This window comes from Vibrio cidicii, from assembly GCF_009665415.1.
Taxonomy (GTDB): domain Bacteria; phylum Pseudomonadota; class Gammaproteobacteria; order Enterobacterales; family Vibrionaceae; genus Vibrio; species Vibrio cidicii.
Genome location: NZ_CP035921.1, coordinates 856455 through 873212, shown reverse-complemented (window position 1 = coordinate 873212; position 16758 = coordinate 856455). Strand labels below are relative to the sequence as shown.

Below are 16758 nucleotides of genomic sequence, written 5' to 3'. Positions count from 1 at the left end.
AAAGCCTGCAATTTCGCAGGCTTTTTTTTCGATTCTCATCGAAGCGGGTTTCGCATTGATTCAGCGCTTGGCCAAAATTCTGTCGAGATGATTAGCAAACTCGCGTCGTTCGGTTTGCGACAATGCCGCAGGTCCACCCGTTTGGATACCACTTGAGCGCATAGTGTCCATAAAATCGCGGATATTGAGCCGCGCCTTGATGGTGTCTTTGGTGTAGAGTTCGCCTCTGGAACTTAGTGCCAGCGCGCCTTTACTGATCACCTCATCGGCCAGTGGGATGTCTGACGTAATCACCAAATCACCCGCTTCGGTGCGTTTGACTATCTCATTGTCAGCAATGTCAAACCCGGATGGCACTTGAATGGAGTGGATATTTTGCCTTTTGGGCACAGGTACCACATGATTGGCGATAAAGGTGCACTCAACGCCGGTGCGCTCTGCGGCGCGGACAATGGTCTCACGAATCACTTTCGGACAGGCGTCCGCATCAACCCACAGTTTCATGCGCTTGTCTCCGCGTTGAGCTTTGCCTCTAAAAAGGCAAGACGCGCGACCAGTTCGGCCACGGTTTTTTCCAATTGGGCAATACGTTCGGCTTGGTCGGTTTCTGCTTGAGGCGCAGCCACTTCCACTTTGGGTACGCGCTGAGCACTCTTCCAACTTTTGATTGCGGCGATTAAGGCAGGCATCGGCACTGACGTGTTCATGCGTGCTCGCACTAGGGCGACGGTAGGCTCTTTGCCTTGTTGTTGCAACTGCTCCAGCACTGCTTGCAACTGTTCGGTAACGTCTTGAGTTAACATAATCGGTCTCTAATAACGATATATCCCTCATCATACGTTGAGGTTTGGCGTTTGGCGAATGGCAATTTCGGTAATTGCTTGTAAGAGATGTCTCACACGCTTTGTAAGAAAAAGCGAATTCAGCGTACGTCATTCCACGAGCATTCTGTAGTAACTTATTGATAATAAAAGATTGTAAATGAAATGTAATGGATGTCATAGTGTTTTTTCTTAGTTAAACGATTGCTCCGATAGGGAAAAAAGGTAAATTAGACCCTGTCGGAAGGATGCTGACACGGAACAGGAAACGCCAAGGATTTGGTTATCGTCAGGAAGACGATTTGGTTGCTCAGGAAGAGGAATCAAGCAAGGAGCGCAGGACATTGTACGGACGCAATCACTAATAGGATGTTAGTGAGCAAGGAATGGCAATGGACCCTCTAAGGATTGAGGTAAGGACCGCTTCAGGATGAAGCAAGGGACACCGCTCAGGGAACAAGTGATGTGCGCTAACGAGGAATGTTAGCAGTCGGGAAGACTCAGGACACCGCTAGGATGGCGACGTAAGGAATAGCTGAAGGATTCAGCCACTATTATGGATGATGCAGGGAGCATTATTAGTAGCCGGACTGCTGCGAGTAAGACTATAGCCCCGATACTCTGTATCGGGGCTTTTCTTATTACTCAGCCCTTCGAACCTAGCCAGCGCTGCTGGCATCTTATAAAAATTCACAAACAACGTCTAAAAAACAATCTGGATCAATAACCTATTGTGCAAGTTGGTTTAATTTCGGCTTCTCTCTTTTGACACTCACGGCGCTTAGTGTGCCGATGTCAAGGCTATCAAGGATACGATGTGACCATAGTAACCAGAAGAACGCTGCTTCTTCCTTACAATGATTCATTAAAGCTCGAGTTTGTCATGCTCAATTGCTGTGCGAAGAATCGCGCTGAGCTGGGCGGGCCTTATACGGTCGCGAATGCGAAACTGATGTTTGATAAAGTGCTCAATGATCCCAGCATTCATGCCATTGCGGTCTTGGATAACTACAATCGCGAATACATGGGACATGTGTATATCAGCGATTGTGATTCGCAGCCGACACTTGGCTTTCTATTTGACAAAGCTTATTGGGGCCAAGGAATTGCAACGGAAACCTTGAAAGCGTTTCTGCCCAAGGCGGTGTACGATTTGCAGCTCGACCAAGTCACTGCTTGGGTTAAACCGAGTAACAAGGCGGCAATCGCGCTGCTGAGTAAACTCGGTTTTTATCGCCAGCCACAAAGCGGCCAGCGAGAGGAAGCATGGCAGATGCTGTTTACATCCGATGTGGTGGCAGGAAAAAGTTCAGCGGCCTAAAACCGCTCATGATGAGATGACCTTGATAACAATCGTCGCCAAGCGCTGAAAATTCAAAATGATAGACTGTATGCCAACGCCAGACACCGTCTGGCGTTTTCAGTTTATGCGCGCCAAAAGCCACACTGATGAGCTGCAAATCCAGTTGTTCGCACTTGCGCACAATGGCGGATTTTGCCAGCTCCGACTGTTGCCGTTGCTGCCAAAACAGAAAGCAAAAGAGCGCTAAGCCGAGAATGGCAAAAAGATCACCCATCATCCAACGCTATCCTTTCGTCGTCTGTTGCAGCTTGCGTAGTGCAGAGGAGAGCTCTTCACTTGGACTTGCGTGCAATAGTGGCAATAGCACCATGCGAAGTTCCGGTAACATCACCAGATCAGCAAATAGCTGGTTGAACAGAACCTGATTTCCTGTTTGTGCCAAACGGGTTAAAAAGCGCTCTGCCGTTTGGCTATCGCTGAGCCAGTGCCAAGCACGACCAGCAATGCCAATTAACACTTCTTGGTGGCTTAATCGGGCACTGGATAAAATGGTCTGCAACAGCGGTTTTATCTCTGAGGGTTTCGCTCCTGCGAGGGCGCGGGCGTAAGCGGAAATCAGAAATAGATCTGGGTTGGGCTGCGCAAGGGCCGATTGGGTCAGGTCAATTAAACGAGCCGCCAGCTTGTCGGGTAGCTCAGTGTGTTCCAAAGCGCCTAACAAGGCGTACAGTGGCTGACTGGGCAGATGAGCGAGCGCTTTTCGCACCAGTACGCCATTTTGCTCACGATCCAGCCGGGCGCAGAGATCGGTGATTCCTTGCAAACCCACCGTTTGCCAATTATCCCAGCCTAATGAGCCAGCGAAATAAGCCTGTGCATGTTCATAGTATTGGCTGGCGGGTAGATCGAGTTGGGCGCGAAGCTGGCTATGAAATACCGCCATTTTGTCGTCTGCTGGCTTGAAAGTGTAGGGGTTATTCGCCAGTTTTTGCTGCTGCTCTTCTGACATCTCTTGCGACAAGCGAGTACCCATCGCCTCAATGATGTATTTGATGAAGTTGCCGATGTCTGCTTGTTTGAGCAAGCCGCGCTCATCGAGTTCAAACTTTAAAAACCAGACCCACGGTTGTTTTTGTTCATTCCAGTAGGCAATGGCTAAATGTGCTTTTCTCTGCAGCGGGTAAGGGTAGGCCGCCGCGCCTTGCTCAATTTGCGCGAAATCGTGATTGGTGATGGTTTTGATTCGGCGTCCCAAATCAAAGACGGTGTACTCGCAGTGGCTGCTTTTCAGCAACTGGGTAAGGGTATGAATGGTATCCATTAACACTGATGTCCTAACTTTCTTTCCCCATTAGATGGTATCATTCGCGGCTATTTCAAGGTGAGGATGGAAAGATTAATGACCAGTCGCACACTTTTGCCCTCTTTATTGGTTGAGTTGCAGGCGGAACTGAAAACTGCCGCACTGTGGCAAGAACGCATGCCGCCCGCCAAGGCGTTGCAAAGTGTTGAACCTTTTTCGCTGGACACCTTGGCCCCTGAGCAATGGTTGCAGTGGATTTTTATTCCGCGAATGCAGGCGCTGCTCGACGCACAAAGCGCGATGCCAACGGGATTTGCTATCACTCCTTATTTTGAGCAAGTGTGGCAAGCGCAGCCAGAGCACAATCGAGTGATTGCCGTACTTAGAAAAATTGATGAGGTAAGCCGTTAATGTTGGAGATTATTTATCAGGACGAGTACTTTGTGGCGGTTAACAAACCCGCAGGTATGTTGGTGCATCGTAGTTGGCTGGATAAGCATGAGACGCAATTTGTCATGCAGACATTGCGTGATCAACTGGGTCAGCATGTGTTTCCGCTGCATCGTCTTGATCGTCCAACATCGGGGGTATTGATGTTTGCTTTGTCCTCGGAGGTGGCCTCGCAGGCGATGCCGATGTTTGCCGGACAGGAAATGGAGAAAACTTACCATGCGATTGTGCGCGGTTGGATTGAGGAAGGGGGCGAGCTAGACTACGCGTTGAAGGTCGAACTGGACAAGATTGCGGATAAGTTTGCCTCTCAAGAAAAAGAAGCACAAGACGCGATTACGCTCTACAAACCACTTGCTAAAGTGGAAGTACCTTTTTCAACGGGCAAGTTCCCAACGACCCGCTATGGATTAATGGAGCTTAAGCCGAAAACAGGGCGCAAGCATCAACTGAGACGCCATATGGCGCACTTGCGTCATCCGATCGTCGGTGACACTACCCACGGTGACGGTAAACACAACAAGCTGTTTCGCGAGGAATTTGCAGCGCCAAGGTTGTTATTGCACGCTTCAGAGCTGCGTTTTGTCCATCCCTTTACTCAGCAAGTGGTGGTGATTCGCGCGGGCGTTGACGCGGTGTGGAAGCAGTTATTTACTCGATTTGCATGGGATTTAGCTGTGCTTAACTAGGCCTAGTGAGCCAAACAAGGGTTGAGCAGTCAACCCTTGTCAGTGGCAGGTTACTTTAGCTTTTCTAAGTCGGCTTCAATTTCGGCAATCTTGCTTGATACGACTTTTTCTAAGTGTTTTAGGTCGGTTAGGATTTTCTGCTTAATGTCGCTTTCGCTCTGCTTCGGCGGTTTGGTGATGCGATTTAACTCGTCAATCACCAACGTCAAATTACGGTTAATCTCCGTCACCTCTTTATATTGGTGACTGCCGCTATCCACTAACACATTTTTTATCTGGCGCGGGTATTTGAACTTAACGCTCTTGGCGAACAGTTCCCCTTTTTGCTTGTGAAAATAGATTTTAAGTACGTCTTTGTGAGCTTCTTGACGCAGTGAATAACGTTCAATTTGGTTTGGATCGTGAATACCTAATCCGGTGAGGTGTGGATACATAGGCGACCTCTGTTGATGTATGACTGACAAGCTTCAATGTAGCAGCCAGTGCATAGAGTAGATAGCTGATATCTCACCAAATTGTTTAACTTGTGGACAAGATCGCGCTCGATTGAGGATGGACGCTCCCCACCGTGTATGCGACGGGAAGCGTATGATTGCAACTGTTTAAGGTGCGAGCTCGGCAATATTTTGCACCAGTTTCTCGCGCAGCAATTGCTCCTGCTCTTCGTTGAGTCGACCACCCAAATCGCCGGTAAGAATAAACAAGTCTTCCGCTCGCTCGCCAATGGTGGTGATCTTCGCCCCATGCAGATTAAAGCCCATGTCGGCAAAGGTTGCGCCAACCACAGCCAATAACCCGGGGGTATCGAGCGCCACCAATTCCATCAAGGTGCGTTTTTTACTCTTGGTCGGTAGAAAATCGACTTTGGTTTTGACTTTAAAATGTTGCAACTTGTGCGGTATACGGCGGGTTTTGATCTTGGTCGGCCGTCCGTCAGTCAATACATGCGTGAGATGCCTGACCACGGCTTTATGGCGGTTTTCATCGACCGCCTCGCCGTTTTGATCCAGTACCATAAAAGTATCAAGTACATAACCATCTTTGCTGCTCATGATTTGCGCGTCATGTACGTTAAAGTTGCGTCTATCCAGCTCAGCCACCACAGTTGCAAACAGGGCGTGCTGATCTTTGGTATATACAAACACTTCCGTGCCGCCGCGGGTGGCTTTTTTACTCATCAGCACCAAAGGTTGCTCGGGCTCTTGCATACGTAAAATATGCTCACAGTGCCAAGCGATCTGTTGATGGGTGTGGCGTAAAAAGTAATCCGCTTTGAAACGCTGCCACAGCACCTCGATTTCACGTGCACTGAAGCCCTCTTTGCGCAGCAAGGCCGAAGCGAGTTGCTGATTGTGACGAATACGCTCGCGCACATCGACTGGATTTTCCAATCCACGACGCAAAGCCCTTTGGGTGGAGTAAAACAGTTCGGCAAGCAGAGTACGCTTCCAACTGTTCCACAGCTCAGGATTGGTGGCGCAGATATCCGCGACTGTTAGGCACACCAAATATTCCAAGCGCTCTTCATCACGCACTTGTTTGGCGAACTCGGTGATGACGTCTGGGTCATAAATGTCACGACGCTGCGCGGTGACGGACATCAGTAGGTGATTACGTACTAACCAAGCAACCAATTTGGCCTCTGGCTTGGACAAGCCGTGTTCAATGCAAAACTCGTAGGATTCGGTTTCACCAATTTCAGAGTGATCGCCACCGCGCCCTTTACCGATGTCATGGAAAATTGCAGCGAGAATCAATAACTCTTTTTTCTGTAGTCTCGGGTAGATTTCACAGCAAATCGGATGCTTTTCGTGATTTTTTGCATAGCTGAAGGTATTGATGTGGTTGAGTAGTCGCACACTGTGTTCATCCACAGTGTAGACATGGAAAAGGTCAAACTGCATCTGCCCGACAATCTGGCTCCACTGCGGTAAATATGCGGCAAGCACGCCGAGCTTGTGCATCAAGTTAAAGGCACGGTGCAGGGCGTTGGGGTGGCGCACCAGTTCCATGAACTTCTCTCTTGCTTCGGGCAAGGTGTGGAGGAACTTGTTTAGGCGGCGTCTGGCGGTGCGCAGTTGGCGTAAGGTCGGGGGGCTGACGCTATCAATGGTTGAGTCGTTGGCGATGTGCAAAAACATGTCGAGAATGGTTTCTGGACGGGCTTGGAACAAGGCCGGTTTACGCGCTTCAATCAAGCGTCCGCGGCGCTGGAAATCTTCATTAATGATGATGGTGGGTTCCGTTTCCCCTCCATTGATGATCGCTTGATCAAACAGTTTGAGCAGCATTTTATTGAGTTCAGCGACACGACGCAGCGTGCGGTAGAACTCTTTCATCATCATTTCTACGCCGCGATTGCCTTCGCCGTGAAAACCTAAATGTTCGGCTACTTGCGCCTGATGCGCAAATGTCAGGCGGTTGTCGTAACGTCTTAACTCAATGTGCAGGGCAAAGCGTACACGCCAGAGAAAGTCTTGGCACTCCACCAGTTCACGATATTCCGCATCGGTGAGAAAACCATAGCGGCTCATCTCAAGCAAAGAGGTGGCACCAAAATGGCGGCGTGCAACCCAACTGAGGGTATGAATATCACGTAGCCCGCCAGGGGTGGATTTGATGTCGGGTTCGAGATTGTAGGTAGTGTCGTGGTAGCGAGCATGCCGTGCACGCTGTTCTTGGATTTTCGCTTGGTAAAAGGTTTCGCTCGGCCAGAAAGAATCCGACAGGACCACTTTTTTCAACGCTTGAAAGGTGTTTTCACACCCACAAATTAGGCGTGCCTCTTGGAGGTTAGTGGCCACGGTAAGGTCTTCTCGACCAACATTGGCGCACTCTTCCACCGTTCGAACCGCATGGCCGACTTCCAAGCGCAAGTCCCAAAGTAGGGTGATGAACTCGCTCACTTTGCTTTCCAGTTCACGAGGAAGCTTGTGCTGGGACAGCACCAGAATATCAATATCCGATAACGGATGAAGTTCTCCTCGCCCATACCCGCCAACGGCCACCAATGCGATGTTGTGAATATTGGCAAAACCATAGTAGCGCCACAAACGAGTCAGCAGTAGATCCATGTATTCCGCTCTGGCAAGGACCAGATCGGTGACCGGATGGTGGCTAAGAAAGGCGTGTTTTTGCGCTTCGGCAAACTGTTCGAGCTGGTCTTTTAAATCCGGCACTACCAGTTGTTCGTCACTGAAAGCTAAAGGAGAGTGAAAAGGCATACTGTGCTGTCCGTGCAATCATAATCTGCAGGAGACTGTAACAGAGTTGAGGACGATAAAAAATATCCCCGCGAGGCGGGGATATTGAGATATCAGACGTTTTTCATCAAACGTGGAATGGTTTCTTCGCTGCGTAAAGTGAGCACTTCACAGCCTTCTTTGGTCACTACAATGGTATGTTCCCATTGCGCCGAATTTTTGCCATCACCAGTGTAGACTGTCCAGTCGTCTTGTGCATCGACAGTACAACCAAACTTTCCTGCGTTAATCATAGGTTCAATAGTGAAACACATGCCTTCTTTGAGTACGCGGCGGTCACTGTTGCGATAGTGCACGACTTGAGGTTCTTCGTGGAACTCATCGCCAATACCGTGGCCACAGAAATCTTTGACAATAGAGAACTTGTTACGCGGATTGTTCTTGTTGTTGTCTTTGATGTATTTTTCTATCGCCGTGCCGATATCGCCGACCGTTGCACCTGGTTTAACTTGACGCATCCCCACATACAGCGCTTCTTGAGCAACCATACATAGGCGTTTGTTGGCTGGTGAAACCTCACCGACTAGGAACATTTTCGATGTATCACCGTGGAAACCTTGTGGTCGAACAGAGAGGTCCGCCTGTTCATCATCAGGAACGATGACGGTAATGTCGACGTTGAGGATGTCACCGTTTTTCAGCACAGCAGGTTTTAGTTGACCGTTGCTGCCAATCTCATCTTTGCTGGCTGGAATGCCGTGACAAACGATGTGGTTGATGGAGGTACAAATGGATTTAGGAAAACCGTGGTAGTTCAAAGGGGCTGAATACGCGCCTTTTTCTGTCGCATAGTCGTGGCAAATCTGATTGAGCTCGTCGGTGGTCACGCCTTCTTTAATATGAGGTTCGATCATTTCCAAAATTTCAGCGGCCAGCGCACCTGCAAGTCGCATGCGCTCAATCTGTTGTGCAGTTTTGATTTTAATTGACATTGGCTTTCTCTACTTAAATACGCAAGCACGGTTATGTGCCGATGGCGTATTCTATCAGGAACAAATGAGAATGTGTATTTGTTGAACTGGTGCATGAGGCGTCGGTAAAGCGCAATAGGATTTGCAATGTGGAGTTCGGCTGTCGGAATCTGCCAATTTTTTTTGCCATAGATAGGCAAAATATGGTATAAAGCGCGCCGGAAATGAAGTCTGTTTTCTTCGAAACTGCGATTTGCGTTCGGCGAAGCGGGTTTTTTCCACTAAACTTTTTTGTTAAATCACACACATTCCGACACATGTTCCGGGGTGCCCTCCAAGTTAGGGTCGGATGCATGGGGGATGTGGAGGCCTAACCCCATAGAGGATTATATAATGGCAACTGTATCAATGCGCGATATGCTGAAAGCTGGTGTTCACTTCGGTCACCAAACTCGTTACTGGAACCCAAAAATGAAGCCATTCATTTTCGGCGCACGTAACCGCGTTCACATCATCAACCTAGAAAAAACTGTACCTATGTTCAACGAAGCACTAGCTGAGCTAGTAAAAGTTGGCGAGAAGAAAGGTAAAGTTCTTTTCGTAGGTACTAAACGCGCTGCATCTGAAGCTGTTAAAGAAGCTGCTATCGCTAGCAACCAGTACTACGTAAACAACCGTTGGTTGGGTGGTATGCTGACTAACTACAAAACTGTACGTCAGTCAATCAAGCGTCTGAAAGATCTAGAAGTTCAATCAACTGACGGTACTTTCGACAAACTAACTAAGAAAGAAGCTCTAATGCGTACTCGCGAAATGGAGAAGCTTGAGAAATCTCTTGGTGGTATCAAAGATATGGGCGGTCTACCAGACGCTCTATTCGTAATCGACGCTGATCACGAGCACATCGCAATCAAAGAAGCGAACAACCTGGGTATTCCAGTATACGCAGTAGTAGATACTAACTCTAGCCCAGACGGCGTTGACTACATCATCCCAGGCAACGACGACGCAATCCGTGCAGTTCAACTATACCTAAACGCAGCGGCAACTTCTCTTACTGAAGGCCGTAACAAAGACGTTGTAGCAGTAGCTGAAAAAGACGGTTTTGTAGAAGCTGAATAATAGCGGCTCTGTGTCACACTTGGCCTATTTGCAACCTGTTTGTAGTGTAGGCTAAGTTATAGTTAGCATCGGGGGCCGAAAAGTAGGCCCCTGATTTTTACCGTATCCAGAATTAACTGAGGAATAGAGAATGGCTGTTACTGCTGCTCTAGTAAAAGAACTGCGCGAACGTACTGGCGCAGGTATGATGGAATGTAAGAAGGCGCTTGTTGAAACTGACGGCGACGTCGAACTAGCGATTGAAAACATGCGCAAATCTGGCGCTGCAAAAGCGGCTAAAAAAGCGGGCAATGTTGCAGCTGAAGGCGCAATCTTCATCAAAGACGAAAACGGCGTTGCAGTACTTCTTGAAGTTAACTGTCAAACTGACTTCGTTGCTAAAGATGGTAACTTCACTGCATTCGCAGACAAAGTTGTAGCGGAAGCTCTTGCATCTAAAGCGTCTATCGAAGAGCTACAAGCTAAATTCGAAGAAGAGCGTGTTGCTCTAGTTGCTAAGATCGGTGAAAACATCAACATCCGTCGCGTTCAGTACGTTCAAGGTACGACAATTGCTTCTTACCGTCACGGCGAGAAAATCGGTGTTGTTGTTGCTGGTGAAGGCGACGCAGAAACTCTGAAGCACATCTCAATGCACGTAGCAGCATCTCGTCCTGAGTACGTAAATCCAGAAGATGTACCAGCTGACGTAGTAGCGAAAGAGCGTGAAGTTCAAGTTGAAATCGCGATGAACGAAGGCAAGCCAAAAGAAATCGCTGAGAAGATGGTTGAAGGTCGCATGAAGAAATTCACTGGCGAAGTTTCACTAACTGGTCAGCCTTTCGTTATGGAACCAAAGAAAACTGTTGCTGAGATCCTAAAAGAGCGCGGCGCATCAGTTTCTACTTTCGTTCGTCTAGAAGTGGGTGAAGGCATCGAGAAAGCTGAAGGCCTAAGCTTCGCTGAAGAAGTAGCACTGGCTCAGAAAGGTTAATCCTTAGAGATTTGTGCAAAGATTAGACCGTGGCCATGGCTGCGGTCTTTTTACGAATAAACGGCCTATTTGTTTAGCCGTGATGAATAGGGAATAACACCTAGGTGACTAGTTTCTAGAGCGAAGATGCCTTCTCTAGCGACTAGGATCTAATAACTAGGCCTTTTCTCTATCCATGACTGTTAATCGACAACTCTCTTTTGGAAGGTAAACTCCATGACTACGAACCCAAAACCAGCGTATCAGCGTATTCTGTTAAAACTGAGTGGTGAAGCTCTCCAAGGCTCTGAAGGTTTCGGTATTGATCCTGCAGTTTTGGATCGTATGGCGCAGGAAGTGAAAGAACTGGTTGAACTGGGTGTGCAAGTCGGCGTGGTGATCGGTGGCGGCAACCTGTTCCGTGGTGCTGGCCTTGCTGAAGCAGGCATGAACCGCGTTGTAGGTGACCACATGGGCATGCTGGCAACGGTAATGAATGGCCTCGCGATGCGTGATGCGCTGCACCGTGCGTACGTAAATGCACGAGTGATGTCTGCCATCCCACTGAAAGGGGTGTGTGACGACTACAATTGGGCTGATGCAATTCGCGAATTGCGTCAAGGCCGCGTGGTAATTTTCTCTGCAGGAACGGGTAACCCATTCTTCACTACCGATTCTGCCGCGTGTTTGCGTGGTATCGAGATTGAAGCGGACGTGGTACTTAAAGCCACTAAAGTAGATGGAGTATTCAGTGCTGACCCGGTAGCCAATCCAGATGCAGAGCTGTATGATAAACTCGCTTACGCCGATGTTCTTGATAAAGAACTAAAAGTGATGGATTTAGCCGCATTTACTTTGGCTCGCGATCACAAAATGCCTATCCGTGTATTTAATATGAATAAGCCAGGCGCTCTACGTCGCGTGGTGATGGGTGAAGCAGAAGGTACGCTGATTAGCTAGTAAGCCTGACTTAGCGTCATTCGTGTGTCGGATGGCGTTTCGCTTTACTGAACCCTTGTAAGCTTTCTTCAGGAAAGATGACATTTTTTTAAGGTGAAACCGTGATTAACGAAATCAAAAAAGACGCGCAAGAGCGCATGGAAAAAAGTGTTGAAGCGCTGAAAAATACTCTGTCTAAAGTTCGTACGGGGCGTGCGCATCCAAGCCTACTTTCTGGCATTTCTGTCGATTATTACGGTGCTCCGACACCACTAAACCAAGTGGCTAACGTAGTTGCTGAAGACGCTCGTACCTTGGCGATCACGGTTTTTGATAGAGAGCTAACGCAGAAAGTCGAAAAAGCAATCATGATGTCTGATCTGGGTCTAAACCCAATGTCAGCGGGCACCATTATCCGTGTTCCACTGCCACCACTAACGGAAGAGCGCCGTCGTGATCTAGTGAAAATCGTTCGCGGTGAAGCTGAAGGTGGTCGTGTTGCGGTACGTAATATCCGTCGTGATGCCAATGGCGATCTTAAAGCGTTACTAAAAGATAAAGAAATCTCTGAAGATGAAGATCGTAAAGCACAAGACGAGATTCAAAAGCTAACCGATGCGGCAGTGAAGAAGATCGATGATGTTCTTGCTGCCAAAGAAAAAGAGTTAATGGAAGTCTAATACTTCTGTTTACATCACTGTTGGAAAACGCTGTGCTCGCAGCACAGCGTTTTTTTGTGTTACCCTGTCCAACTGATGGAACTCGACTAATTCTCTATGCAAAATTCTCAACTCTTCGTGGAATCTCTTCCAAAGCATATTGCCATCATCATGGACGGTAATGGTCGCTGGGCCAAGTCCAAAGGTCAACCACGCGTTTTTGGTCATAAAAAAGGTGTCAGTGCAGTACGTAAAACCATTGCAGCCGCCTCTAAACTCAATATTCAAGCCATCACACTTTTTGCTTTCAGCAGTGAGAACTGGCGTCGTCCTGAAGACGAAGTTGGTTTACTGATGGAGCTTTTTATCACAGTGCTCTCCAGTGAAGTCAAAAAGTTACACAAGAATAACTTACGTTTACGCATCATCGGCGACACCCGTCGCTTTAGTGAACGACTACAAAAGAAAATTGCCGAAGCAGAAGCACTTACCGCAAGTAACACCGGAATGATAATTAATGTTGCCGCGAATTATGGTGGAAAGTGGGATATCGTTCAGGCGGTGCAAAAACTTGCGCAACAGGTAGAGCAGGGAAAGCTGGCTGCCAGCGATATTGATGAAGATAAAATTGCTCAATTTCTGACGATGGCCGATTTGCCGGACGTCGATCTTCTGATTCGCACGAGCGGAGAATGCCGCATCAGTAATTTTATGCTCTGGCAAATGGCTTATGCAGAAATGTACTTTACTCCGGTCTATTGGCCAGACTTCGGCGAAGATAGCCTCGTGGAGGCGATCACTTGGTTTGTTAATCGTGAACGACGTTTCGGTTGTACGGGCGAACAAATCAAAGCTCTGATGAGTACACAATAAGGATCATTCAGTTTGAAACAAAGAATAATAACCGCACTCATTCTTGCACCTTTAGTCATCTTAGGGATTTTTCAGTTGTCCCTCCCGCTATTTATCGTCGCGTTAACCTTAGTGCTACTCGCAGGTTTTTGGGAGTGGACACAATTTATCGGCACCAGTTCTCGTGTGAAAGCGATGGTCCCTGCCGTGATTGCTACTGTAGCCAGTTTTTTTCTCATCTCTCCCGAGGCAGTAAGCCTGAACCACATTGGTTGGCCGCACTTGTTGATGCTCAGTGCGGGCACAACATGGTGGCTCTATGCCAGCGTGCTTGCAGTTACTTACCCCAAATCGACGCAAACATGGCAAGGCAGTAAGCCACTGCGCCACTTATTTGGTTTTCTGACGCTGATCCCTTTTCTGTGGAGCGTGATCATTTTGCGCGCAAGTGAAATTGATACCTCACCATACCATGGCGCTAAATTAGTGATGTTTGTCTGCTTATTGGTCTGGGCCGCAGACAGTGGTGCCTATTTCGCGGGTAAAAGTATGGGTAAGCGTAAAATGGCACCGCATGTTAGCCCAAACAAAACGGTTGAAGGTTTAATCGGCGGCATCATCACTGCGATCTTGGTTGGTTGGGTGTTTTCCAAGCTGTTTGACATCCATTTTACTAGCCCTATACACATGATTCTGATTACGTTCGCTACGGTGGTCATTTCTGTATTGGGCGACTTGGTGGAGAGCATGTTCAAGCGCGAGTCAGGCATCAAAGACAGCAGCAATATGATTCCGGGGCATGGTGGCATTCTGGATCGTATTGACAGCTTAACCGCGGCGTTCCCAATCTTTGCTCTTCTCTATCTATTGTTCTGACTTATAAGGGGAATTTTCCCCTTTTATTACCTCTTTATTTGGTCATTCAGTTATGCAAAAGCTAACGATTCTTGGTGCTACGGGCTCAATTGGAGACAGCACACTGAAAGCGGTGGAACAAAACCCAGAACACTTTACTGTGGTTGCTCTAGCCGCGGGTTCTAATGTAGAAAAAATGCAGCAGCTTTGCGAAAAATGGCAACCGCAGTATGCGGTGATGGCCACGGATGAAGCGGCACTGCGTTTACAACGTTTACTGGTGAGTTCAGCGTCAAACACTCAGGTTTTAGCCGGGGAAGAAGCGATGTGCTATGTGGTATCGCTCGATGAAGTCGACTGCGTGATGGCAGCGATTGTCGGGGCGGCTGGTTTGTTGCCAACGATGGCTGCCGTTCAGGCGGGTAAGCGCATTCTGCTGGCAAACAAAGAAGCGCTGGTGATGTCTGGGCAACTTTTTATCGATGAAGTCGCTAAATCAGGCGCACAATTGCTACCAGTAGACAGTGAACATAATGCGATTTTCCAATGTTTACCACAGGCAGTGCAAACCAGTTTGGGGCGATGCGATCTCGCTATGCACGGCATTCGCAACATTCTACTCACGGGCTCCGGCGGTCCATTTCGTTATACCGATATCGCAGCGTTAGAAAGCGTGACCCCAGAACAAGCGATTGCTCACCCTAATTGGTCTATGGGACGAAAAATTTCGGTCGATTCCGCCACCATGATGAACAAAGGCTTGGAGTACATAGAAGCCAAATGGCTGTTTAATGCCAGCAAAGAGCAGCTTAAAGTGATCATTCACCCTCAGTCAGTGATTCATTCCATGGTGCAGTACATCGATGGTTCGGTATTGGCGCAGATGGGAGAACCTGACATGGTGACCCCAATCGCGTTGACGTTATCTTACCCTGAGCGCATCCCTACCAACGTGAAACCATTGGACTTCAGCCAAGTCGGTGAGCTAACGTTCATTCAGCCCGACTTCGCGCGTTATCCTTGTCTTGAACTGGCGATTGATGCCTGCTATCTCGGCCAACAGGCGACCACAGCGCTCAATGCCGCCAACGAAATCACTGTGCACGCCTTCTTAGAGCATCAGCTTAAGTTTACAGACATTGCTCGTATTAACGAGCGAGTACTCAACCGTATTTGCCAACAGAGTTCGGCTCATCATGTGGATAACTTGGAAAGCTTGCTTGAGCTGGATAAAATAGCCAGAACTTTTGCCGTTGAAGCCATTAGAGAGTGTGTACGATGACGGATATTGTATGGAATTTAGCCTCTTTTATTGTTGCCTTGGGCATTTTGGTGGCAGTGCATGAATTTGGTCATTTTTGGGTGGCGCGTCGCTGTGGCGTAAAAGTAGAGAAATTCTCCATTGGCTTTGGCAAGTCAATTTGGAGTAAAACGGGCCAAGATGGGACGGAGTATAGCATTGCTATTATTCCACTCGGTGGTTATGTCAAAATGCTTGATGGCCGAGTTGATGAGATTACGGACGCAGAGAAACAGTTTGCGTTTGACCGTAAGCCGTTGTGGAAACGTGCAGCGATTGTCTCTGCTGGTCCAATCTTTAATTTCCTATTCGCTATTTTTGCCTATTGGCTGGTTTTCTTGATTGGCGTCCCTGCCGTTAAGCCCGTAGTTGGTCAGGTAACCGTCAATTCCATTGTCGCTCAGGCAGGAATTGAGCCAGGCATGGAACTTAAAGCGGTTTCCGGTATCAAAACTCCCGATTGGGAATCAGTTAACATGCAGTTAATCTCTCATATTGGCGATGCCAGTATGACATTGACGGTATCGCCAGCCGATGAAGTTGGATTTGAGCGTACTTTAGCCGTTGACATCAGAGACTGGGAATTTGATCCAGAGAACGAGTCGGCGATGCAATCTCTTGGCTTTAGGCCATACACGCCAGAGATAATGACCCGTTTGGCGAATGTATCTCAAGGCGGTGCGGGTGAGCGAGCAGGGCTACAAATCGGTGATAAGCTTATCTCGATAAATGGCCAAGCGATCACGGCTTGGGAGCAAGTGGTAAACTGGGTGCGCAACAATCCGGGCCAAACTCTTGACGTTGAAGTGGAGCGTAGTGGCAGCACGCAACGTTTTAGCATGATACCCGATAGCCGGGAGGCCCAAAGTGGTGGCGCGATCGGCTTTGCGGGGATTGCGCCAGAAGTCGCACAATGGCCAGAAAGTTATCGCTTCGATTTGCAATTTGGTGTAATCGAATCTGTCGGCAAAGCCGTAGAGAAAACGGGGCAGGTAATTGATCTCACAGTCAGTATGCTGAAAAAACTGATCACGGGTGATGTAGGACTTAACAACCTGAGTGGGCCGATTTCCATTGCTAAAGGCGCTGGGGCGACCGCCGATTATGGTTTAGTCTATTTTCTCGGCTTTTTGGCGTTGATCAGTGTCAACTTGGGCATTATTAACTTAGTGCCATTGCCGATGTTGGATGGGGGGCACCTGTTGTTTTTCGCCATTGAAGCCGTCATCCGTCGTCCTGTTCCTGAAAAAGTGCAGGAAATGGGTTACCGCATTGGTGCTGCGGTGATTTTTTCACTTATGGCATTAGCCTTATTTAACGATTTTACGCGTCTGTGATG

Annotated in this window: 18 protein-coding genes; 11 read left to right on the top strand and 7 right to left on the bottom strand. The window is 48.2% G+C overall.

Features of this window, described 5'->3' with window-relative positions; translation table 11 throughout:
* Nucleotides 1–60: 60 nt before the first annotated feature.
* Entirely contained in the window at nt 61–504 is a 444-nt protein-coding gene (locus tag EWA64_RS04985; RefSeq protein WP_039430306.1) for a YaiI/YqxD family protein, read from the bottom strand.
* Nucleotides 501–803, bottom strand: a complete 303-nt coding sequence (locus tag EWA64_RS04980) for a hypothetical protein (RefSeq protein WP_061894940.1) — start codon at nt 801–803, stop codon at nt 501–503. Before EWA64_RS04980 ends, EWA64_RS04985 begins: the two co-directional genes overlap by 4 nt.
* Nucleotides 804–1638: 835 nt before the next feature.
* Between EWA64_RS04980 and EWA64_RS04975 the strand changes: the two genes are divergently transcribed.
* Nucleotides 1639–2142, top strand: coding sequence for a GNAT family N-acetyltransferase (locus tag EWA64_RS04975; RefSeq protein ID WP_061894939.1), 504 nt, complete (start codon nt 1639–1641; stop codon nt 2140–2142).
* On the opposite strand, the gene EWA64_RS04970 is transcribed toward EWA64_RS04975, so the two are convergent.
* Nucleotides 2102–2401 (bottom strand): DUF3301 domain-containing protein, encoded by a 300-nt coding sequence (locus EWA64_RS04970; protein WP_039433441.1) that lies wholly within the window; start codon nt 2399–2401, stop codon nt 2102–2104. The two genes, EWA64_RS04975 and EWA64_RS04970, sit on opposite strands and share 41 nt — an antisense overlap.
* 6 nt (nt 2402–2407) lie before the next feature.
* Entirely contained in the window at nt 2408–3445 is a 1038-nt protein-coding gene (locus tag EWA64_RS04965) for a DUF3549 family protein (RefSeq protein WP_061894938.1), read from the bottom strand.
* Nucleotides 3446–3523: 78 nt separating this feature from the next.
* On the opposite strand from EWA64_RS04965, the gene EWA64_RS04960 reads away from it, so the two are divergent.
* Complete coding sequence (locus tag EWA64_RS04960) at nt 3524–3838, top strand: YqcC family protein (RefSeq protein ID WP_061894937.1); 315 nt, start codon at nt 3524–3526, stop codon at nt 3836–3838.
* Nucleotides 3838–4566 carry a tRNA pseudouridine(65) synthase TruC gene (gene truC / locus EWA64_RS04955; RefSeq protein ID WP_061894936.1) on the top strand — a complete coding sequence of 243 codons (729 nt, stop codon included), beginning with the start codon at nt 3838–3840 and terminating at the stop codon, nt 4564–4566. The genes EWA64_RS04960 and truC overlap by 1 nt, the downstream gene beginning before the upstream one ends.
* Nucleotides 4567–4616: 50 nt before the next feature.
* Here the strand turns inward: truC and EWA64_RS04950 are convergent, their stop codons facing one another.
* The 3 genes from EWA64_RS04950 to map all read right to left on the bottom strand — a co-directional run bounded on the left by EWA64_RS04950 (nt 4617) and on the right by map (nt 8761).
* Nucleotides 4617–5000 (bottom strand): DUF3461 family protein, encoded by a 384-nt coding sequence (locus EWA64_RS04950; protein ID WP_039430299.1) that lies wholly within the window; start codon nt 4998–5000, stop codon nt 4617–4619.
* Between the two features lie 168 nt (nt 5001–5168).
* The gene (glnD, locus tag EWA64_RS04945; RefSeq protein ID WP_061894935.1) at nt 5169–7790 is read right to left on the bottom strand and encodes a bifunctional uridylyltransferase/uridylyl-removing protein GlnD; all 2622 of its coding nucleotides are present in this window, start codon (nt 7788–7790) and stop codon (nt 5169–5171) included.
* 92 nt (nt 7791–7882) lie between these two features.
* Nucleotides 7883–8761, bottom strand: a complete 879-nt coding sequence (gene map, locus EWA64_RS04940; RefSeq protein WP_061894934.1) for a type I methionyl aminopeptidase — start codon at nt 8759–8761, stop codon at nt 7883–7885.
* A 372-nt stretch (nt 8762–9133) separates the two neighbouring features.
* On the opposite strand from map, the gene rpsB reads away from it, so the two are divergent.
* The 8 genes from rpsB to rseP all read left to right on the top strand — a co-directional run bounded on the left by rpsB (nt 9134) and on the right by rseP (nt 16756).
* Entirely contained in the window at nt 9134–9862 is a 729-nt protein-coding gene (gene rpsB / locus EWA64_RS04935; RefSeq protein ID WP_061894933.1) for a 30S ribosomal protein S2, read from the top strand.
* A 130-nt stretch (nt 9863–9992) separates the two neighbouring features.
* A complete protein-coding gene (gene tsf / locus EWA64_RS04930; RefSeq protein WP_061894932.1) occupies nt 9993–10835 on the top strand; it encodes a translation elongation factor Ts in 843 nt (280 codons plus the stop codon).
* 216 nt (nt 10836–11051) lie between these two features.
* Nucleotides 11052–11774, top strand: a complete 723-nt coding sequence (pyrH, locus tag EWA64_RS04925) for a UMP kinase (protein ID WP_039430292.1) — start codon at nt 11052–11054, stop codon at nt 11772–11774.
* A 101-nt stretch (nt 11775–11875) separates the two neighbouring features.
* Entirely contained in the window at nt 11876–12433 is a 558-nt protein-coding gene (frr, locus tag EWA64_RS04920; RefSeq protein WP_061894931.1) for a ribosome recycling factor, read from the top strand.
* Nucleotides 12434–12529: 96 nt separating this feature from the next.
* Nucleotides 12530–13285 (top strand): undecaprenyl pyrophosphate synthase, encoded by a 756-nt coding sequence (gene uppS / locus EWA64_RS04915; RefSeq protein WP_061894930.1) that lies wholly within the window; start codon nt 12530–12532, stop codon nt 13283–13285.
* Between the two features lie 12 nt (nt 13286–13297).
* Nucleotides 13298–14140 (top strand): phosphatidate cytidylyltransferase, encoded by an 843-nt coding sequence (locus EWA64_RS04910; RefSeq protein ID WP_061894929.1) that lies wholly within the window; start codon nt 13298–13300, stop codon nt 14138–14140.
* A 52-nt stretch (nt 14141–14192) separates the two neighbouring features.
* Nucleotides 14193–15401 (top strand): 1-deoxy-D-xylulose-5-phosphate reductoisomerase, encoded by a 1209-nt coding sequence (ispC, locus tag EWA64_RS04905; RefSeq protein ID WP_061894928.1) that lies wholly within the window; start codon nt 14193–14195, stop codon nt 15399–15401.
* Complete coding sequence (rseP, locus tag EWA64_RS04900; protein WP_061894927.1) at nt 15398–16756, top strand: sigma E protease regulator RseP; 1359 nt, start codon at nt 15398–15400, stop codon at nt 16754–16756. The genes ispC and rseP overlap by 4 nt, the downstream gene beginning before the upstream one ends.
* Nucleotides 16757–16758 lie beyond the last annotated feature (2 nt).